The organism is Lacinutrix undariae, assembly GCF_052934785.1.
The window spans coordinates 1-20,000 of sequence record NZ_CM128809.1; the positions used below are offsets into that span (position 1 = coordinate 1).

19 protein-coding genes and 2 rRNA genes (1 of these 21 running past the window's edge) are annotated in these 20,000 nt (G+C 33.1%); 13 read left to right on the forward strand and 8 right to left on the reverse strand.

Annotated features, from left to right (window positions below):
• The 4 genes from dnaA to ACU4C5_RS00020 all read left to right on the forward strand — a co-directional run bounded on the left by dnaA (position 1) and on the right by ACU4C5_RS00020 (position 4,084).
• On the forward strand, positions 1 to 1,428 hold the full coding sequence (gene dnaA, locus ACU4C5_RS00005) for a chromosomal replication initiator protein DnaA (RefSeq protein WP_446845008.1): 1,428 nt from the start codon (positions 1 to 3) through the stop codon (positions 1,426 to 1,428).
• Positions 1,429 to 1,443: 15 nt separating this feature from the next.
• Positions 1,444 to 1,902 (forward strand): low molecular weight protein-tyrosine-phosphatase, encoded by a 459-nt coding sequence (locus ACU4C5_RS00010; protein WP_446845009.1) that lies wholly within the window; start codon positions 1,444 to 1,446, stop codon positions 1,900 to 1,902.
• A 62-nt stretch (positions 1,903 to 1,964) separates the two neighbouring features.
• Entirely contained in the window at positions 1,965 to 3,365 is a 1,401-nt protein-coding gene (locus ACU4C5_RS00015; protein ID WP_446845010.1) for a PQQ-dependent sugar dehydrogenase, read from the forward strand.
• A gap of 2 nt (positions 3,366 to 3,367) precedes the next feature.
• Positions 3,368 to 4,084: an SAM-dependent methyltransferase gene (locus ACU4C5_RS00020; RefSeq protein WP_446845011.1), complete on the forward strand. Its 717-nt coding sequence runs from the start codon at positions 3,368 to 3,370 to the stop codon at positions 4,082 to 4,084.
• A gap of 9 nt (positions 4,085 to 4,093) precedes the next feature.
• Here ACU4C5_RS00020 and ACU4C5_RS00025 read toward each other — a convergent pair whose 3' ends face one another.
• The 5 genes from ACU4C5_RS00025 to dapF form a co-directional block, all read right to left on the reverse strand.
• Positions 4,094 to 4,768 carry a peptidoglycan-binding protein LysM gene (locus tag ACU4C5_RS00025; RefSeq protein ID WP_446845012.1) on the reverse strand — a complete coding sequence of 225 codons (675 nt, stop codon included), beginning with the start codon at positions 4,766 to 4,768 and terminating at the stop codon, positions 4,094 to 4,096.
• A gap of 106 nt (positions 4,769 to 4,874) precedes the next feature.
• On the reverse strand, positions 4,875 to 5,753 hold the full coding sequence (locus ACU4C5_RS00030) for a DUF2279 domain-containing protein (protein ID WP_446846470.1): 879 nt from the start codon (positions 5,751 to 5,753) through the stop codon (positions 4,875 to 4,877).
• Between the two features lie 35 nt (positions 5,754 to 5,788).
• Positions 5,789 to 6,832 carry an endolytic transglycosylase MltG gene (gene mltG / locus ACU4C5_RS00035; RefSeq protein WP_446845013.1) on the reverse strand — a complete coding sequence of 348 codons (1,044 nt, stop codon included), beginning with the start codon at positions 6,830 to 6,832 and terminating at the stop codon, positions 5,789 to 5,791.
• Entirely contained in the window at positions 6,833 to 7,357 is a 525-nt protein-coding gene (locus ACU4C5_RS00040) for a GNAT family N-acetyltransferase (RefSeq protein ID WP_446845014.1), read from the reverse strand.
• Positions 7,354 to 8,130, reverse strand: coding sequence for a diaminopimelate epimerase (gene dapF, locus ACU4C5_RS00045; protein WP_446845015.1), 777 nt, complete (start codon positions 8,128 to 8,130; stop codon positions 7,354 to 7,356). Before dapF ends, ACU4C5_RS00040 begins: the two co-directional genes overlap by 4 nt.
• A gap of 157 nt (positions 8,131 to 8,287) precedes the next feature.
• Here dapF and ACU4C5_RS00050 point away from each other — a divergent pair, with 157 nt between their 5' ends.
• From ACU4C5_RS00050 to ACU4C5_RS00090, 9 genes are all read left to right on the forward strand, one after another.
• Positions 8,288 to 9,691 carry a trypsin-like peptidase domain-containing protein gene (locus ACU4C5_RS00050; RefSeq protein WP_446845016.1) on the forward strand — a complete coding sequence of 468 codons (1,404 nt, stop codon included), beginning with the start codon at positions 8,288 to 8,290 and terminating at the stop codon, positions 9,689 to 9,691.
• Between the two features lie 150 nt (positions 9,692 to 9,841).
• Entirely contained in the window at positions 9,842 to 11,290 is a 1,449-nt protein-coding gene (locus ACU4C5_RS00055) for a glyceraldehyde-3-phosphate dehydrogenase (protein ID WP_446845017.1), read from the forward strand.
• A 145-nt stretch (positions 11,291 to 11,435) separates the two neighbouring features.
• The gene (locus ACU4C5_RS00060; protein WP_446845019.1) at positions 11,436 to 12,050 is read left to right on the forward strand and encodes a tRNA (guanine-N1)-methyltransferase; all 615 of its coding nucleotides are present in this window, start codon (positions 11,436 to 11,438) and stop codon (positions 12,048 to 12,050) included.
• Between the two features lie 124 nt (positions 12,051 to 12,174).
• The gene (gene trmD / locus ACU4C5_RS00065; RefSeq protein WP_446845020.1) at positions 12,175 to 12,852 is read left to right on the forward strand and encodes a tRNA (guanosine(37)-N1)-methyltransferase TrmD; all 678 of its coding nucleotides are present in this window, start codon (positions 12,175 to 12,177) and stop codon (positions 12,850 to 12,852) included.
• 132 nt (positions 12,853 to 12,984) lie between these two features.
• Positions 12,985 to 13,335: a 50S ribosomal protein L19 gene (gene rplS, locus ACU4C5_RS00070; protein ID WP_446845021.1), complete on the forward strand. Its 351-nt coding sequence runs from the start codon at positions 12,985 to 12,987 to the stop codon at positions 13,333 to 13,335.
• Positions 13,336 to 13,613: 278 nt separating this feature from the next.
• On the forward strand, positions 13,614 to 14,186 hold the full coding sequence (locus tag ACU4C5_RS00075) for a pentapeptide repeat-containing protein (protein ID WP_446845022.1): 573 nt from the start codon (positions 13,614 to 13,616) through the stop codon (positions 14,184 to 14,186).
• Between the two features lie 124 nt (positions 14,187 to 14,310).
• Positions 14,311 to 16,539 (forward strand): NADP-dependent isocitrate dehydrogenase, encoded by a 2,229-nt coding sequence (locus tag ACU4C5_RS00080; RefSeq protein ID WP_446845023.1) that lies wholly within the window; start codon positions 14,311 to 14,313, stop codon positions 16,537 to 16,539.
• A gap of 64 nt (positions 16,540 to 16,603) precedes the next feature.
• Positions 16,604 to 17,455: an N-acetylmuramic acid 6-phosphate etherase gene (gene murQ / locus ACU4C5_RS00085; protein ID WP_446846471.1), complete on the forward strand. Its 852-nt coding sequence runs from the start codon at positions 16,604 to 16,606 to the stop codon at positions 17,453 to 17,455.
• Positions 17,448 to 17,693 carry a DUF6095 family protein gene (locus ACU4C5_RS00090; protein WP_446845024.1) on the forward strand — a complete coding sequence of 82 codons (246 nt, stop codon included), beginning with the start codon at positions 17,448 to 17,450 and terminating at the stop codon, positions 17,691 to 17,693. The genes murQ and ACU4C5_RS00090 overlap by 8 nt, the downstream gene beginning before the upstream one ends.
• A gap of 78 nt (positions 17,694 to 17,771) precedes the next feature.
• On the opposite strand, the gene ACU4C5_RS00095 is transcribed toward ACU4C5_RS00090, so the two are convergent.
• The 3 genes from ACU4C5_RS00095 to ACU4C5_RS00105 form a co-directional block, all read right to left on the reverse strand.
• On the reverse strand, positions 17,772 to 17,900 hold the full coding sequence (locus tag ACU4C5_RS00095; protein ID WP_446845025.1) for a hypothetical protein: 129 nt from the start codon (positions 17,898 to 17,900) through the stop codon (positions 17,772 to 17,774).
• Between the two features lie 197 nt (positions 17,901 to 18,097).
• Positions 18,098 to 18,207 (reverse strand): 5S ribosomal RNA (gene rrf, locus ACU4C5_RS00100).
• A 121-nt stretch (positions 18,208 to 18,328) separates the two neighbouring features.
• A 23S ribosomal RNA gene (locus tag ACU4C5_RS00105) occupies positions 18,329 to 20,000 on the reverse strand; it runs 1,161 nt beyond the window's last position.

Below are 20,000 nucleotides of genomic sequence, written 5' to 3' on the forward strand. Positions count from 1 at the left end.
ATGAATTTAACTGCGCAATCGGTTTGGAATAATTGTCTCCTGTTTATAAAAGACAATATACAACCCCAAGCATATAAAACTTGGTTTGAACCTATATTAGCAGTTAAGCTTACTGATAATGCATTAAGCATTCAGGTACCTAGTAAATTCTTTTATGAATGGCTAGAAGAGCATTATGTTAAAATATTAAAAGTTGCTTTAACAAAACAGCTAGGTCCAGCGGCAAAATTGGTATATGTTATTAAAATGGAAAACACTTATGGAAATAAGCAACCATTTACAGAAAAGATTCCAAGTTCTAATCGCTCTGCTGTAAAATCTCAGAATGTTGATATTCCAATGAATAATAAAAACTCGGAACTTAAAAATCCGTTTATTATTCCTGGAATTAGAAATGTAAAAATTGAATCTCAATTAAACCCTAGTTATAACTTTGAAAACTTCTTAGAAGGAGATTCAAACAGATTAGCAAGAAATGCAGGTTTAGCTGTGGCTAGTAAGCCCGGAGGAACTTCATTTAACCCTTTATTAATTTTTGGAGGTGTTGGTCTTGGTAAAACGCATCTAGCACACGCTATTGGTATTGATATTAAGGATAAATATCCTGAAAAAACAGTACTATATATCTCTGCTGAAAAATTTACGCAACAATATATTGATTCGGTAAAGAAAAACAACAGAAATGATTTTATACATTTTTATCAAATTATTGATGTATTAATTATTGATGATGTACAATTCTTATCTGGTAAAACTGGTACCCAAGATGTATTCTTCCATATCTTTAATCATTTACACCAAAACGGAAAACAAGTTATCTTAACAAGTGACAAGGCTCCGGTAGATATGCAAGATATCGAGCAACGTTTATTATCTCGTTTTAAATGGGGATTATCTGCAGAATTGCAAACACCAAATTTTGAAACACGTGTATCAATCTTAAAAAACAAATTATATCGTGATGGTGTTGAAATGCCAGATGATATTATTGAATATGTTGCAAAACACATAAAATCTAACGTTAGAGAACTTGAAGGCGCTATTATTTCATTAATTGCACAATCATCTTTTAACAAAAAAGAAATTACAATTAGCCTAGCTAGAGAAGTTGTAGAGAAATTTGTTAAGAATACTAAACGTGAAGTTTCTATTGATTATATACAGAAAGTAGTCTCTGATTATTTCCAAATGGATGTAAGCACATTACAATCTAAAACTAGAAAACGTCACATTGTACAAGCTAGACAATTGGCTATGTTTTTTGCTAAAAAATATACCAAAGCTTCTCTTGCAAGTATTGGTTCTCAAATAGGTAAACGTGATCACGCTACCGTATTACACGCTTGTAAAACTGTTGATAATTTATCATCTACAGATAAGCAGTTTAAAAAATATGTAGAAGATCTTTCAAAGAAATTATCTATATAAACACAAACGCATAGAATGACCAAAATACTCATGGTTTGCTTAGGCAATATTTGTCGCTCACCGCTTGCCCATGGTATTTTGGAATCTAAGCTAAATTCCAACTCCTATTTTATTGATTCTGCAGGAACTGCAAATTACCATGTAGGTAAACAAGCAGATTCAAGATCTATTGCTGTAGCTAAAGCTCACGGTATTAACATTACAGCACAAAGAAGCAGACAGTTTGAAGTTACTGATTTTGAAGAATTTGACTACATTTTCGCTATGGATTCTTCTAATTATCAAAACATTATCGCTTTAGCTAGAAACGAAAAGGATATTAAAAAAGTAGATCTCATTTTAAATTTAGATCCTACAATTCTTAACAAAGACGTACCCGACCCCTACTACGACAGTGATTCGGGATTTAAAAACGTATACAACTTACTAGAAGGCGTTTGTGAAAAATTAGCACAAAAACTTATTTTAGATTAAATATCTTATCCGCGTTTTATTTTTTTGTAATTTACAAAGGTAACTTCCTTAAAATTAACAAAATGAAACACTTTTTAGTATTTATCGTATGTTTGTTTTTCACCTTTAGTAACGCTCAAAGTATAGATCTCGAAATTTTTGCCACAGGCTTTAGTAATCCTGTAAATATAAAACATGCAGATGACAGTAATTTATATGTTGTAGAAAGAGCTGGAGTTATAAAAAAAGTTTTAGCTAACGGAGAAGTAGCCTCCTCCCCTCTTTTAAATATTTCACAAAACGTAAATAGCAATACTCAAGAACAAGGTTTGCTTGGTCTTGCCTTTCATCCACAATATATTGAAAATGGTTTTTTTTACGTAAACTATATAAATGATGATGGTAACACCGTAATTTCTAGATTTACAAAAGCCTCAGAAATTTCAGCAAACCCTTTAACTGAACTCATATTACTTACCGTTACACAACCTTATGCTAATCATAATGGTGGCGATTTAGCTTTTGGACCAAACGGTTATTTGCATATCGCAATTGGCGACGGTGGATCGGGTGGAGATCCAGATAATAATGCTCAAGATTTAACAACGCATTTAGGAAAACTACTTCGTATAGATATTGATAATACAAGTCATGGTAAAAACTACGCTATTCCTGAGACTAACCCTTTTCCTTCTACACAAAACCCAAATGCACTTCCAGAAATTTGGGCATACGGTTTAAGAAACCCTTGGAAATTTTCATTCGATTTTACAACTAACGAGTTATGGATTGCAGATGTAGGCCAAAGTAGCAAAGAAGAGATTAATAAAGTATCGACAAACACAGCTGGTATTAATTACGGTTGGCGTTGTTATGAAGGAAGTAGCAGCTATAACGCATTGCAATGTCCAGAGCAAAATAGTATTACTTTTCCTATAGGAGAATATAATTATGGTGGTAATCCTTATCGTTGTTCAATTACTGGTGGTTATCGTTATCGAGGCACGTCGTTTTCTGATTTTATAGGTCTTTATTTTTTTGCTGATTATTGCAGTAATGAAATTGGAGTACTTTCTGAAACAGACAACACATGGAGTTTAAATTTTGTTAAACGTCAAGTAGGAAACGGTTGGAGTTGTTTTGGAGAAGATAGCAGCGGCGAACTTTATATTGGCGGATTAGCCTCTGGAATTATCTATAAATTGCAGTCGCCAAGTTTACAGACAAATGATAATTTTATTTCTAAAATTAAAATGTATCCTAATCCTACAACAGATCAATTTACTTTAGAATTTAGCGCAAATTATACTGAAATAAATTCTGTAGAAATTTTCAATATTCATGGTAAACTTATAAAATCTATTACTAATTTTGAGTCTCAGCTTAAAGTGGTAAATACAAAGACGTTTTCTAGCGGAATGTATCTTATTTCCATAAAAAATAAAAGCGGTAATAAAACGATTAAAAAACTCATTATAGGTTAATTATGAACGATCATACAGGAACATTATATCTTATACCAACATTACTTGGAGATAATCCTACTTTAGAAGTCTTACCCGTTTCAGTAAAAAAAATAATTGAACTTGTTGATGATTTTATTGTAGAGAATGACAAAACAGCAAGACGTTTTATAAAACAAATTTGTCCTGAGAAATCGCAACCAGATTTAAATCTTAATTTACTTAACAAATATACAGAGCAAGCAGATCTAGAACGTTTTTTGGATGCCTGTAAAAGCGGAAAACCTACAGGCTTACTTTCTGAGGCTGGTTGTCCTGGTATTGCTGATCCAGGAGCAGATGTTGTAAAATTAGCACACGAAAATAACATAAAAGTAGTTCCACTAGTTGGGCCTTCTTCAATATTACTCGCCTTAATGGGATCTGGAATGAACGGACAGAGTTTTGCTTTTAACGGCTACTTACCTATTGATAAACAAGAAAAAAAGAGCACATTAAAACGTTTGGAGCGATTATCGTTTGATCATAATCAAACACAAGCTTTCATTGAAACGCCTTACCGTAATAATAAGATTCTAGAAGATATGTGTAACATATTACAACCGCAAACACGATTATGTATTGCTTGTGATATCACATTACCTACCGAGTATATCTTAACTCAAACAGTAAAAGAATGGAAACATACAAAGGTAGATTTGCACAAACGCCCAGCTATCTTTATTATTCATAAAGATTAAGTATACGATTTATAAAATTGCTTTGGCTCTTTTATTTGGCATAATCGCCGAAGTATCGTACCCAGAAAACTTTTTCATATAAGTACGAACAGAAGTTCCGTAAGCGTCTTGAAAATTATTTGAACCATAACTTCTTAGAAATTTCTTTACGCTTCCAGGACCTGCTAAGTGAGCTGCAGCTAAAATTCCTGATTCAGTAACATTAACACCGTTAATAGTTTTACCTACATAACGTTTAATGTCTTTACGTAAAATCCATTTGTTACGTTCTGCATTTGCTAAAAATGCTTTTTCTTGAAGTTCTGGATTGTATAAAAATTGATTAGGATTATAAATTCCTATCAATTTTAATGTTTCAGCACCAAATTGATATTTCCCTAAATATCCTAAAGAATTTACTCTAAAGTAATTTCCCCCAGATTCTTTAAATCCTAAAGCTTCTTTAAACCCTACAAACGATTTTCCTAACTTAGGAAACACGGTTTGATTAGTTGTAAAAACCTTAGCATCGGCTGTTCCATTGGCTAACAATGCAATATCTTCAGATACTGTAAAGTTTAATTTTAATCCTTCTGTTGAATAGGCTTTCTTGTCTAAAACAGGATTAGAATACAATGCAACAAATAATAAAGCGCACATACATAGAGGGATGGCGATATAATTAATTTTACTTTTTTTACTCATAATAGCTAATTTAAAAGATTCCTATAATTAAGGAATCAAGCATAAATTTTCAGCGTGCAAATATACACAAATTTTTTAAATACTGAAAATTAACTATTTATGTGTTTTAAAAGTAAAAATTATGCCACTTAATGTTCCCCTTTCCAGTGAGTTCAAGGGCTGGGAAAGGAATCTTAATCATGTTAAAAAGACTAAAAAGTGTCTTCAAAAAATGTGAGTTTGTTTCAATTTTCGTCAAATCGACGTCTAAACTCAGATAAAACTGACGTTTTCGGTTTTGAGAAATGCCTAATTCTTCTAGATAATTATCATGTCCGCTTAACATTCCATCGGCGCCATAACCAAAAGCTACATTTGCCCATTTAGGTATTTTACTGGTTTTAAAAAAGGAATGCACATTTACACTCAACCAATACGTTTGACCGTTATAATCTTTTAAAGCTTCTTCTAGAATTCCTGCTCCCAATTTATCGGGACGTTGCGAAGCGTATTTTGTTTGATGAAACGAATACTTTAAAGTCATACGTTGTTCGTTCCATAGTAATTCTTGACCTACATATAAACCCGTTCCGGTGGCATTTGCAGCCATATCTCCCCAAGAAAAACCCCATTCTTGAGAAAAACCGTCAAAAACTTCAACTGCAGTTAAAAATGTAAATCCTAAAGTTGCACCATATATTAATTGTGATTCTTGGTCTGCACCACTCCATTGTAAAACATCTGCCCCAATTTTTCCTAATTGATACGACGAAAACACATGGCCAAATTTATCCATCTGTAACCATTCGCCATTATCATTTAAAGTATGAAAATTAGAACGTTCATAATCGGCATACCATAGTTGATTTAAACCCACCAAAGCTGTAGTTCCTAAAGCGGCTTCAGTAATAATAACTGCTTTTTTTCGAGATGTATTTAAACTATCACTTGGTTTTAAAAAGGTATCTAATTTAGATTGTGCCACCAATGATGTTATTGAAAACATCACACAAATAATAGCTATAATAATTGGTTTCAATCTTATCTATTTATGCCTTGTGAAGATAAATAACGTCGGTATTCATTTGCGTTAACATTATGCTGACTTAATGTTTTTGCAAATTTATGATATCCAAATTTCTTAGCATTAGCTGCAAAATATAAGTAGCTATGTTTTTCGTAATTTAAAACGGCATCAATAGCTGAAATATCAGGCATTGCAATAAGTCCTGGAGGTAACCCTTTATTTTTATAAGTATTATAAGGTGATACAATATCCATATGCTTATTTAATACACGTTTAATTACTGTGTTTTTATATTCTGGCAATTGGTAAGCGGCAAATTTTAAAGTAGGATCTGCTTGTAATGGCATACCAATACGTAATCTATTCATGTACACACCTGCAATACGTGGTTGCTCGCTAGCTTGTTTTGATTCTTCATATACAATTGATGCTAGAGTCATCACTTTGTCTCTTGTTAAATTTAACGCCTTAACTTTGGCGTTTCTACTATCATTCCAAAAACGATTGTATTCTTTTAACATTCTATCTCTAAATTGTTCTGCTGAAGTGTTCCAGAAAAACTCATAACTATTAGGGATATACATCCCTAAAGCTGTTTTAGTTGAAAAACCTGCTTCATCTAAAAAGTCTTTCGATGTCATTGCGTTTAAAATCGATATACTATCTGCTTCAATTTGACTTGCCACTCTACCTGCAAGTTTAGGTAAATTCTCTTGGTTATTAAATGATATTTTAATGGCTAAGTTTTTACTTCTAATAGAATTTATAATATCGTTATTATTCATTCCTTTAGTAATTTTATAACGTCCTGCTCTTATGTGTGTATTGTATTGTTTACGTTCGGCAAGTGCATCAAATTTTTCAATATCTAATAATAAAGGTTCTAATTCTGAACGCACATCATTATAAGTTGATCCTGTTGGAATAAAAATATAAGCACTTTCATTATTAAATGCGGTGTTACTTTTAAACATTGCACTATACACGTAATAAGCAAAAAATGCTGCAATCACGATACCAATTAGGGACATAGCCCAAAGAATTTTTTTAATATACATTTATATAGAAATACGTTGAAATAAATACTCGTTTTTATAAGAACCGTTATAGAAGTTCCAATCTTTTTTTAATCCTACTTTTTTAAAGTCGTAACTTTCAAAAAGGGTAATACTTGCTAAATTATCTTCTGAAATATTACAGTATAATTGATGCAAATCTAAATGTTTTTCGCAATAATTAATCAATAAATTTAACGCATCACTGGCGTAACCTTTTTGTCGGTTAATTTTATCGTTAATAAGAATCCCTACACCTGCTCTTTTATTTTTAAAATCGAAATCAAACAAATCAATCAATCCTAAAACCACATCTTTATAATTACAAATAACAAGACGTAATTGTTTGGCTTCAAAAATATCTTTGTGAGAATTTTCTAAATACTGTTTAATTAAAAACATTGAGTATGGTGTAATGGTATTACTAATTTCCCAAATAGATTCGTCGTTTTCAATATGATGAATAAACGCTAAATCTTCGGGCTCAAGTGCACGTAAATAAACTTGTTTACCTTTGAGTGTTATCATAATATTTCGCCTTTAAAAACTAATGTTGCTGGTCCTATTAACCATACATTTTTATACACACCATCAACACAATCAAAACTCACTTGTAAAGTGCCGCCTTCTGTTTGTAAAGTCACCAAATCACTGGTTGTTTTCCCTGTTTTATGCATGGCAATTGCTACCGCGGTAACACCTGTTCCACAAGATAAGGTTTCGTCTTCTACGCCACGCTCATAAGTACGTACAGCAAAAGTAGTATCGTTTATAGCATTTATAAAATTAATATTACTTCCAACTTCACCGTATAATTCGCTATATCTAATTTTTGCACCTTGAGAAGTAACATCAAAAGTTTTTAAATTGTTAACCAATTGTACGTGATGTGGTGATCCTGTATTTAAAAATACATGATTTTCATGGTTTTCAATAGTTTCAACATCTTGCATTTGTAATTTTACAATATGGTCTTCTATAACCACGTGGTGTAAACCATCAATTGCTTCAAAAGTTCCAATTTCATCAATAACACCTAGTTGTTTAGCAAAAGCCGAAAGACACCTCCCACCGTTTCCACACATTGTGCTTTCATTTCCATCGGCATTATAGTACACCATTTTAAAGTCGTAAACAGGATGATTTTCTAAAAGAATTAAACCATCTGCTCCTACTCCAAAACGTCTGTCGCATAAAAATGCCACCATTTTGGTATCTGCTTTATCAAACGTTTCCTGACGATTATCAATCATCACAAAATCATTTCCTGTTCCTTGGTATTTGTAAAAAGTAAGTTTCATAAGTGCTGCAAATATAGAAAATAATAGACAAAATATGCTAGTGTTAACACACGTTAAAGTTGACGTTAAAAATCGTTAAAACATAAAAAGCAATTCAATAAAAAAGTAATTTTAGTTGTTATTAAAAAAACAATTAACCTTAAAACCTAGTCTACATATGAAAAAAATTTCAACATTAGTTTTAGTTTCAGTATTAGGTGGAGTGATTACATTATCCGCCTACAAACTATTTTTAGAACCGGATACACAGGTTGCAGCAGTGCAAAATTCCGAAACATCGTATTTTCCAACATCAAATGAAACAGTAAATGTAAATGCTGTTACAGATATGCCCAACTTTATTGATGCAGCAGACAAAACCGTACACGCTGTAGTGCATGTGAAAAATACAGCAATTGTAACTAGCAGAAATTCTTTTGAAAGTTTATTCTACGGAAAACAATCACAACGTGCTCAGGTAGGTACCGGAAGTGGTGTTATTATTTCTCCAGATGGTTATATTGTGACCAATAATCACGTAATTAATGGCGCAAGAGATCTTTCAATTACTTTAAATGATAATAAAATTTATAAAGCCAAATTAATTGGTACAGATGAAAAAACAGACATTGCTTTATTAAAAATTGATGCCGATGAAGATTTGCCATACATTGCTTTTGGAAATTCTGATAATGCAAAAATTGGAGAATGGGTATTGGCCGTTGGAAATCCTTTTAACCTAACATCAACCGTTACGGCGGGTATTATTAGTGCAAAAGCTAGAGATTTATCAGGATCTAATTTACAATCGTTTATACAAACTGACGCGGCTGTAAATCCTGGAAATTCGGGTGGTGCTTTGGTGAATAAAAATGGGGATTTAATAGGAATTAACACCGCAATATCTTCGCAAACGGGTTCTTATATTGGGTATTCATTTGCAGTACCAAGTAATATTGCACGAAAAGTGGTTGAAGATATTATGGAATATGGTGATGTGCAAAACGGAATTTTAGGTGTAAGTGGATTATCTTTAAATAGTATTACTGCAGAACGTTTTGAAGTAAACGATACTCAAGGTTTTTATATAAGTGAAGTAGAAGCTGATACTGGAGCCGCTAAAGCTGGAATTGTTACTGGTGATATCATCAAAAAATTAGATAATATTGAAATTTCAAAATTTGCCGATTTAAAAGGGTATTTAAGTACCAAACGCCCTAATGATGTAATTAATGTAACGCTTATTAGAGATAACGATTTAAAAGTTATTCCGGTAACCTTGGTGAAAAATTCAATAGCACAATTACCAATTATAGGTAGAATTAAAAATGCAAATCCTGAAGATTTAAAGAAATTTAATATCGAGAACGGTGTTAAAATTTCAGATTTAGATGCAACTTACGAACGTTATTGGAGAAAAAACGGCATTGAAGAAGGTAGTATTATCACTGCTATAAATGACGAAAAAATAAAGGATATTGATACTGCTCTTGAAATTATAAAAAACAAAACAGCAAACGAACCTTTAAAATTTGAAATTATAAATAAGAATGGTCAAAAAGAAAATTTCTTTTGGAGATAAGTCCTTTTCATAGTTTTTAGGACTCCTAACCTGCTTTTATTTATGATAGAATAAAAGCAGGTTTTTTTTTATTTAAAAAATCTACGAAAACGTTTGAAATATGCTATTTTTGCAAAAAATTAAACACACAACACTCTAAACTTTAAAAAAATGGGTCTTAACAGAACGTACGAAAACGAATTATCTTTTCAGGCAGACAGAAGACGAGCAACTGTAGAATTTATTAAAATTGTAAGCGATCTTTGGTATGACAAGTCAATAGAATTGGTGCTTTTTAGAAATCAATTAATTGATAAAAATGTAAGCAACATTTTAAGCCTTCATGAATATGCTGAAGCTTTTGTTGGGAAACCAATTTCAATTTTTGATTCTGTAGAAATAGCACAAGCTATAAAAACACTCGACCTTCCTCCAGCAAAATTGGATATTGGAAAACTAACTTACGAATTTCAATTAGAAGATCAAAAATATAATAATGCAACTGCTTTTGTGGCAAGCAAACTTAAAGACGCACACAAAAACGAAAGTATTAAACCAAAAGACGTTGTGCTTTATGGTTTTGGTAGAATTGGTCGTTTGGTAGCTAGAGAATTAATGACTAAAACCGGAAAAGGAAGTCAATTAAGATTAAGAGCTATTGTAACTCGTGGCGCAATAAACGCTACTGTTTTAGAAAAAAGAGCAGCCTTATTACGTAACGATTCTGTACACGGTGATTTTTCAGGAACTGTAATTGCAGATCCAGCAAATAACGCATTATTAATAAACGGAACAACAGTAAATATTATTTCGGCCAATGCCCCAGAAGATATTGATTATACAACTTATGGTATTAATAATGCTATGGTAATTGATAATACAGGTGCTTTTAGAGATGACGAAGCTTTAAAAAGACATTTAGCATCAAAAGGTGTAGATAAAGTTTTATTAACAGCTCCAGGAAAAGGAATTCCTAATATAGTATATGGTGTAAATCATTTAGAAAACAATCCTGATAAAGTTGATATCTTTTCGGCAGCATCTTGTACCACAAACGCCATTACTCCTATCTTAAAAGTTATGGAAGATACTTTTGGAGTAATTAGTGGTCACCTAGAAACCATTCATGCCTATACAAATGATCAGAATTTAGTTGATAATTTTCACGGAAAATACCGTAGAGGTCGTGCAGCAGCATTAAATATGGTAATTACCGAAACTGGAGCTGGTAAAGCCGTTTCAAAAGCACTACCATCTTTTGAAGGAAAATTAACATCTAATGCTATTAGAGTTCCTGTACCAAACGGATCTTTAGCCATTCTTAATTTAGAATTAGAAAAAGAAACTTCTGTTGAAGACATCAATGCCATCATGAAAACTTATGCATTAGAAGGTGATCTTGTTGAACAAATTAAATATGAATTAAGCGATGAGTTAGTTTCTAGTGATATTGTAGGAAGTTCGGCTCCTTCAATTTATGATAGTAAAGCAACTATTGTAAGAGCAGACGGAAAAAATGCTATCCTATATATATGGTATGATAATGAATATGGATATAGCCACCAAGTTATTAGATTAGCAAAATACATAGCAAAAGTAAGACGTTATACATATTATTAGTAAAGTAAACGTCCATAATAAGATGTAGCACGTATATAAATAGCCTCGCAAAAATGCGAGGCTATTTGCGTAAAAGGAAGTAAACATCAATAGAAATTCTTATCTTGCTCGCCAATTAAACCCTATTGAAAAATAAGTGCACAAAATGAATATTTTAAAAACCGTATTATTTACAACATTAACTCTTTTTTGTTTAACAAATTTAAAAGCTCAAGACACTAGTATAGAAGAAGATGATAAACTTTCTTTAAACGAAGGAAGCATCAATAATCAATTTGATTATGTCATTACAAAGTCAAATAACTACCAAGACTATAAGGTTGTAAAGAAAACATGGTTGAGTACTTTAAAAAGTCATACGCTAGATTCGCTTAAAGCCATTCATAAAACTTTAGATGATACTCAAATTATTGTAGATACTCAAGCAAAAGAGATTTTAGAACTTAAAAAAAATCTTGCGAATACAAAATCTACCTTAAACGAAACTAACATTGAAAAAGATAATATTTTACTCTTCGGAATGCAAATGAGTAAAGGCAGTTACAATGTTTTATTATGGAGTATTATTGGTGGTTTATTTGTATTATTATTACTATTCATTTATAAATTTAAAAATAGCAATTCAATAACTAAACAGGCTAATAAAACATTATCTGAAACAGAAGAAGAATTTGAAGAACACCGCAGAAATGCTCTTGAACGCGAACAAAAAGTAAGACGTCAATTACAAGACGAAATAAACAAACATAAAAACAACTAAATACCATTTGTTTTTTACATTATACTAACCTGTAAGTTCGCTTACAGGTTTTCTATTTTACAATACTAAACTAATTTTATATTAGATATAATCTTCGCATATTTGCAGGATATAAATTACACTCATGAGAATTGATATTATTACTGCCGTACCAGACTTATTAAAAAGTCCGTTTGAAGCTTCTATATTAAAACGCGCTATTGAAGCAGGTTTAGCAGAAGTACACTTTCATAACATAAGAGATTTTGCAACTGGTAATTACAAATCAATTGACGACACCCAATTTGGAGGTGGCGCAGGTATGGTAATGATGATTGAACCTATTGATAAATGTATTAGTAGTTTACTTGCTGAGCGTAACTATGACGAGGTTATTTATATGACTCCCGATGGAGAAACACTTAAACAAGGTATCGCCAACCATTTATCAATGAAAGAAAATATTATTATTTTATGCGGCCATTATAAAGGTGTTGATCAACGTGTGAGAGATAAATTTATAACACGAGAAATTTCAATAGGAGATTACGTGCTTTCTGGAGGTGAATTAGGAGCTGCAGTACTTTGCGACTCAATTATTAGATTAATCCCAGGCGTATTAGGAGACGAAACATCTGCATTAACAGATTCTTTTCAAGATAATTTATTAGCACCACCCATTTATACAAAGCCAAGAGAATATGACGGAATGAAAGTTCCTGAAGTACTTTTCAGCGGAAATTTCCCAGAAATAGAAAAATGGAGAGAAGAACAAGCGTATCAAAGAACTAAAGAAAGACGTCCAGATTTATTAGAAGACTAATTCTTATAGATTTTCACAATAAAAAAAGTTTCTAATTTCAATTTATTCATTATATTTGCAGCCAATTTCAATTTAACCTCTGGCGAGATCCGTGAATGTTGGGTTGGATAAAAATTATAAAAATATATTAAGATGAGTTCTTTAGTAAAATTTGTACAAGACGAGTTTGTAACAAAAAAAGATTTTCCTCAATTTGGTGCTGGTGATACAATCACAGTATACTACGAAATTAGAGAAGGTGAAAAAGTACGTACGCAGTTCTTTAGAGGTGTAGTATTACAACGTAAAGGAGCTGGTACTTCTGAAACATTTACAATCAGAAAAATGTCTGGTATCGTTGGTGTTGAACGTATTTTCCCTGTAAACTTACCTGCACTTCAAAAAGTTGAAGTTAACAAAAGAGGTAAAGTTAGACGTGCTAGAATATACTACTTTAGAGGTCTTACTGGTAAAAAAGCAAGAATTAAAGAAGTTAGAAAATAATCTCTTTATTACTTATAATAAAAAAGCCTTGAAATTATTCAAGGCTTTTTTTATGCATAAATTTTAATGTATTAAATATCTCAACTCCCTAGATACTAGCTATGTATTTTGTTTATCAAATAAAAAACACTATATTTAGTATATAATAAATGTTATTCCTGTTTCAATACCATTTTGTTTACCATGATTAAAACCATATCAATGTAATTAATACATTGATATGGTTTTTTCGTTTATAACAAGGCTTTTTATACCTTTATAAAAAATAATACCGTTGCATGAACCTTCCGTTAATAGAACAGCAAGACTTTAAAAATAATAACTTTACCTCTACCCTATTAGAAAAAGTAGAATATGATGATTGTACATTTTTAAATTGCGATTTTTCAAATACAAATCTATCTAATATAATATTTATAGATTGCACTTTTAAAAACTGTAATTTTAGTAATACAATCTTAAATCAAACGTCATTTAGAGCCGTGCATTTTGAAGATAGTAAACTTATTGGTGTACCTTTTAATATGTGTAACAATTTCTTATTAGCATTTAACTTTACTAATTGTACACTGAATTTTTCTTCATTCTATAAATTAAAAATAAAAAACAGCAACTTCAAAAGTTGTAATTTACAGGAAGTAGACTTCATCGAAACAGATGCTACACAATCTATTTTTGAGAACTGTGATTTTAAACATGCACAATTTAACCGTTCAATATTAGAAAAAGTAGATTTTAGAGGCTCAAAAAACTTTGTCATACATCCCGAAGATAATAAAATAACAAAAGCAAAATTCTTAAAAGAAGACTTAATAGGACTGTTACAACGATATAATATCAAAATTGAATAAAAAAACAACTTTTTAACACAAATAAACGATCAACTCCTTCAATAGTTTTCTACTTAAAACTATTGAATTTCGTATCTTTGTAAGACTAAACAAAAATTAATTCTAACCAAAAAATAAAATATAAATGGCAAATACACCTACTATAGTTTACACTAAAACAGATGAAGCTCCAGCATTAGCAACTCACTCATTTTTACCAATTGTTAAAGCATTTTCAAAATCTTCAGGAGTAAAAGTTGAAACAAAAGATATCTCATTAGCGAGTAGGATTTTAGCTGTATTTCCAGATTTTTTAGAAGATAATCAAAAAGTTGAAGACGCTTTAGCTCAATTAGGTGAACTAGTAAAAAAACCTGAAGCTAACATTATTAAATTACCTAATATTAGTGCTTCAATTCCGCAATTAAAAGCGGCTATCTCAGAATTACAAGCACACGGATTTGCAATTCCTAACTACCCGGAAGACACAGATACTGATGCTCAAAAAGATATTAAATCTCGTTACGACAAAATTAAAGGTAGTGCAGTAAACCCTGTATTACGTGAAGGTAACTCTGACCGTCGTGCTCCAAAAGCTGTAAAAAATTACGCTAAGAAGAACCCACACTCAATGGGAGCTTGGAGTAAAGACTCTAAAACTCATGTGGCAACAATGACTTCTGGTGATTTTGCTAACAATGAAAAATCTGTAACACTTAACGCTGCAACTTCTGTAAATATTCAACATACAGATGCTAACGGAAAAGTAACAACTTTAAAAAGTAACCTTGCTTTATTAAAAGGTGAAATTATTGATGGAACAGTATTAAGTAAAAAAGCACTTTTAACATTCTTAGAAGAGCAAATAGTAGACGCTAAAGATAAAGGCGTATTGTTTTCATTGCATATGAAAGCAACAATGATGAAAGTAAGTGACCCAATTATTTTTGGTCATGCTGTTCGTGTATTCTTTAAAGATGTATTTGCTAAACATGCACAAACATTTGAAGAAATTGGAGTAGATGTTAATAATGGATTTGGAAACTTAATTTCCAACTTAAGCGAATTATCAGAAGATAAAAAAGCTGAAATACTTAAAGATATCGATGCAGAATTTGCTGCTCGTCCAGCATTAGCAATGGTAAATTCTGATAAAGGAATTACAAACCTTCACGTACCTAGTGATGTAATTATAGATGCTTCAATGCCAGCTATGATTCGTAACTCAGGACAAATGTGGAATGCAGAAGGAAAAGCTCAAGATACTAAAGCAGTAATTCCAGATAGTAGTTATGCAGGTATTTATACTGCAACTATTCAATTCTGTAAAGAAAACGGAGCATTTGATCCTACTACAATGGGAACAGTTCCTAACGTTGGATTAATGGCTCAAAAAGCTGAAGAATATGGTTCTCATGATAAAACTTTTGAAATTGCTACAGATGGAATTGTAACTGTAGTTGATGCTGAAGGAAATATCTTAATTCAACACAACGTTGAAGCTGGAGATATATGGAGAATGTGTCAAGCAAAAGATGCACCAATTCAAGACTGGGTAAAATTAGCGGTTACAAGAGCAAGAGCTTCACAAACACCTGCTGTTTTTTGGTTAGATGAAAATAGAGCACATGATGCTGAATTAATCAAAAAAGTAAACACTTACTTAAAAGATCACGATACAAACGGATTAGATTTAAGAATCTTATCGCCTACCGATGCTACAATATTTACATGTAAAAGATTAAAAGACGGTCTAGATACAATTTCTGTTTCAGGAAACGTATTAAGAGATTACTTAACAGATTTATTTCCAATATTAGAAGTTGGTACAAGTGCAAAAATGTTATCAATCGTTCCTTTAATGAATGGTGGTGGACTTTTTGAAACTGGAGCTGGTGGATCTGCACCAAAACACGTACAACAACTTATTGAAGAGAATCACTTACGTTGGGATTCTTTAGGTGAATTTTTAGCACTTGCTGTTTCTTTAGATCATTTTAGCCAAGTAAACAATAACCCTAAAGCTAAAATTTTAGGAGATGCGTTAGATCAAGCAACCGAAAAATTATTAGAAAACAAAAAAGGACCTAGTCGTAAAACTGGAGAATTAGATAACCGTGGAAGTCACTTTTACTTAGCAATGTACTGGGCAGAAGCTTTAGCTAACCAAACAGAAGATCCAGAATTGAAAGCTGAATTTCAAAAAATTGCAGAAGATCTTAAAACTAACGAAAACAAAATTGTTAGCGAGTTAAACGATATTCAAGGACACGCAGTAAATATTGAAGGTTATTACCAAGCAAATCAAGAAATTCTTGAAAAAGCAATGAGACCAAGCGCAACATTAAATACTATTATTGCAGAGTTAAACTAAACATTTAACAAATAAAATAAATTATAAAGCACCCGTTTAGGGTGCTTTTTTTGTGACATATTAAATCAATAAAACTAAAAATCGTACTTTTGAAACTATGGAATTTATAAAAACTACCGAAAAAGATTCAAACTACAACCATTTAGAAAAAATGGATGTAAAACAGATTCTAACAAATATAAATAACGAAGACAAACTAGTACCCCAAGCGGTTCAAAAAGCACTACCACAAATTGAAACTCTAGTAAAACAAATAGTAACGCAACTTAAAAAAGGCGGACGCCTATTTTATATAGGAGCAGGAACAAGCGGTAGATTAGGAATATTAGATGCTTCAGAATGTCCACCAACCTTTGGAGTTCCACATGATCTCGTAATTGGGTTAATAGCAGGAGGAGATGTTGCAATTAGAAAAGCAGTAGAATTTGCCGAAGATTCAACAACACAAGGTTGGCAAGATTTACAAGAGTACAACATTACAAGTAAAGATGTAGTTGTTGGTATCGCAGCTTCCGGAACCACACCATACGTTATAAACACACTCAAAAAATGTAATGAAAATAATATTATTACAGGAAGCATTAGTTGTAATGCACAAAGTCCTTTATCTAAAACGGGACAATATCCTATTGATGTTATTGTAGGACCAGAATTTGTTACAGGAAGCTCACGTATGAAAGCTGGAACAGCACAAAAGCTCGTCTTAAATATGATTACCACAGCAACAATGATTCAGCTAGGTAAAATAAAAGGCAATAAAATGGTCGATATGCAACTAAGCAATCATAAACTCGTCAATCGTGGTATAAATATGATAACAAAAGAACTAAATATTACACACCAAGAAGCACAAAAACTATTAGAAAAACACAAAAACGTTCGAAAAGCAATACAAAATTATACAAAAAATGAATAACAGTCACCCAGAAACCAAACGCACCAACAAAGAACTATTAGTAAAAGGTATCAAATTCATGGGGATTTCACTCATCTGTATGTTTGTAGGACCAACATTTCTATATATCGCATTCAGTAACACCGAAAAACCACTTTATATTCCCATACTAATTATAGGAATAATTGGCTGTTTTTCAGCAATGTTTTTTGCCTTCAAAGGATTAAAAACAATAACAGATAGTATGTTTAATAAATAATTTCTAACCTTTTGGGCGGGTTTAAAAAAAACGTGCTATCCACTATATCTTTTTATTAGGCATCACAGCCAAAACACATTATACAGTTTTAGCGTATTCACTATTATAACAAAGCAAGTCGTTATAATCCCATAAAAAGGATGTCGCTACTATCACTCCCGCAATAACACCAACGGCATTCTTATAATCACCAATTTCATTTACCATACCAGTAAGCATTTCAGTAATAACCAAAAAAAGCCAATACGATCACGTATTGGCTTTTTTTGGTATTTATATAATACAGTTGTATTTCTTGTAGTCTGCTGTACTTCTTTTTCACTTTGTTCTACTCAGTTTTTAGTTGTTTTTCCTAAAAAAAAGGCATAAAAAAAGTCCTTCATATTACTATGAAGGACTCTTAAAAAAGGCGATGACCTACTCTCCCACAATAATGCAGTACCATCGGCGCAAATGGGCTTAACTTCTCTGTTCGGAATGGTAAGAGGTGAGCCCCATCGCTATAACCACCTTAAATCTTTGGTTGTTATTAATAAGCAACACTAATATCTTAACATATTGAAAAAACGATCATATAGATCACATACATAATAATAAATATTTTTAATAATCCTGTACTTTATAAAAAACAGGCGTACAATAAGCCTATGGGTTATTAGTACTACTTGGCTATGACATTACTGCCTTTACACCTATAGCCTATCAACGTGGTAATCTCCCACGACCCTTTAAAGAAATCTCATCTTGTGGTAGGTTTCGCGCTTATATGCTTTCAGCGCTTATCCTTTCCCAACGTAGCTACTCTGCAATGCTCCTGGCGGAACAACAGATACACCAGAGGTTAGTCCAACTCGGTCCTCTCGTACTAGAGTCAGATCCACTCAAATTTCTAACGCCCACTGTAGATAGAGACCGAACTGTCTCACGACGTTCTGAACCCAGCTCGCGTGCCACTTTAATGGGCGAACAGCCCAACCCTTGGGACCTTCTCCAGCCCCAGGATGTGACGAGCCGACATCGAGGTGCCAAACCCCCCCGTCGATATGAGCTCTTGGGGGAGATCAGCCTGTTATCCCCGGCGTACCTTTTATCCTTTGAGCGATGGCCCTTCCATGCGGAACCACCGGATCACTATGCTCTACTTTCGTACCTGATCGACCTGTATGTCTCTCAGTCAAGCTCCCTTATGCCATTGCACTCTACGCACGGTTACCAAGCGTGCTGAGGGAACCTTTAGAAGCCTCCGTTACTCTTTTGGAGGCGACCACCCCAGTCAAACTACCCACCAAGCACTGTCCCTTCATTGAAGGTTAGACTCTAGATAAGCAAAGGGTGGTATTTCAACAATGACTCCACAACGCCTAGCGACGCCACTTCATAGTCTCCCACCTATCCTACACATTACTTATCCAAAACCAATACTAAGCTATAGTAAAGGTGCACGGGGTCTTTTCGTCCCACAGCGGGTAATCGGCATCTTCACCGATACTACAATTTCACCGAGCTCATGGTTGAGACAGTGTCCAGATCGTTACACCATTCGTGCAGGTCGGAACTTACCCGACAAGGAATTTCGCTACCTTAGGACCGTTATAGTTACGGCCGCCGTTTACTGGGGCTTCATTTCAGATCTTCGAAGTAAACTTCTAAACCCTCCACTTAACCTTCCAGCACCGGGCAGGTGTCAGGCCCTATACATCATCTTTCGATTTAGCAGAGCCCTGTGTTTTTGATAAACAGTCGCCTGGACCTTTTCACTGCGGCCCACATTACTGTGGGCGACCCTTCTCCCGAAGTTACGGGTCAATTTTGCCTAGTTCCTTAACCATGAATCTCTCGAGCACCTTAGAATTCTCATCCCAACTACCTGTGTCGGTTTAGGGTACGGGCTGCTTCTCTCGCTTTTCTTGGAAGTCGATTTGCTAGATTATCACCTTGACCGTAGTCTCAGTGTACTATCGCGGTGTTACCACTCGCTTCAACGTACTATTCCGTCAGTACGCACTAACTTTTCGCCTCCGTCACTTTTAATGAGAGCAGGTACAGAAATATTAATCTGTTGTCCATCCACTTCCCCTTTCGGGTTCGCGTTAGGTCCCGACTAACCCTCAGCTGATTAGCATAGCTGAGGAAACCTTAGTCTTTCGGTGTGCGGGTTTCTCGCCCGCATTATCGTTACTTATGCCTACATTTTCTTTTGTAGCTTCTCCAGCATCCCTCACAGAACACCTTCGACGACACTACAATGCTCCCCTACCACTTATAATAAATTATAAATCCATAGCTTCGGTAATATGTTTATGCCCG

Bases quoted from the DNA above. Each gene is read 5' to 3' on its own strand.
- dnaA (WP_446845008.1), top strand. From the start codon at position 1: ATGAATTTAACTGCGCAATCGGTTTGGAATAATTGTCTCCTGTTTATA.
- ACU4C5_RS00010 (WP_446845009.1), top strand. From the start codon at position 1,444: ATGACCAAAATACTCATGGTTTGCTTAGGCAATATTTGTCGCTCACCG.
- ACU4C5_RS00015 (WP_446845010.1), top strand. From the start codon at position 1,965: ATGAAACACTTTTTAGTATTTATCGTATGTTTGTTTTTCACCTTTAGT.
- ACU4C5_RS00020 (WP_446845011.1), top strand. From the start codon at position 3,368: ATGAACGATCATACAGGAACATTATATCTTATACCAACATTACTTGGA.
- ACU4C5_RS00025 (WP_446845012.1), bottom strand. From the start codon at position 4,768: ATGAGTAAAAAAAGTAAAATTAATTATATCGCCATCCCTCTATGTATG.
- ACU4C5_RS00030 (WP_446846470.1), bottom strand. From the start codon at position 5,753: ATGTTTTCAATAACATCATTGGTGGCACAATCTAAATTAGATACCTTT.
- mltG (WP_446845013.1), bottom strand. From the start codon at position 6,832: ATGTATATTAAAAAAATTCTTTGGGCTATGTCCCTAATTGGTATCGTG.
- ACU4C5_RS00040 (WP_446845014.1), bottom strand. From the start codon at position 7,357: ATGATAACACTCAAAGGTAAACAAGTTTATTTACGTGCACTTGAGCCC.
- dapF (WP_446845015.1), bottom strand. From the start codon at position 8,130: ATGAAACTTACTTTTTACAAATACCAAGGAACAGGAAATGATTTTGTG.
- ACU4C5_RS00050 (WP_446845016.1), top strand. From the start codon at position 8,288: ATGAAAAAAATTTCAACATTAGTTTTAGTTTCAGTATTAGGTGGAGTG.
- ACU4C5_RS00055 (WP_446845017.1), top strand. From the start codon at position 9,842: ATGGGTCTTAACAGAACGTACGAAAACGAATTATCTTTTCAGGCAGAC.
- ACU4C5_RS00060 (WP_446845019.1), top strand. From the start codon at position 11,436: ATGAATATTTTAAAAACCGTATTATTTACAACATTAACTCTTTTTTGT.
- trmD (WP_446845020.1), top strand. From the start codon at position 12,175: ATGAGAATTGATATTATTACTGCCGTACCAGACTTATTAAAAAGTCCG.
- rplS (WP_446845021.1), top strand. From the start codon at position 12,985: ATGAGTTCTTTAGTAAAATTTGTACAAGACGAGTTTGTAACAAAAAAA.
- ACU4C5_RS00075 (WP_446845022.1), top strand. From the start codon at position 13,614: ATGAACCTTCCGTTAATAGAACAGCAAGACTTTAAAAATAATAACTTT.
- ACU4C5_RS00080 (WP_446845023.1), top strand. From the start codon at position 14,311: ATGGCAAATACACCTACTATAGTTTACACTAAAACAGATGAAGCTCCA.
- ACU4C5_RS00090 (WP_446845024.1), top strand. From the start codon at position 17,448: ATGAATAACAGTCACCCAGAAACCAAACGCACCAACAAAGAACTATTA.
- ACU4C5_RS00095 (WP_446845025.1), bottom strand. From the start codon at position 17,900: ATGGTAAATGAAATTGGTGATTATAAGAATGCCGTTGGTGTTATTGCG.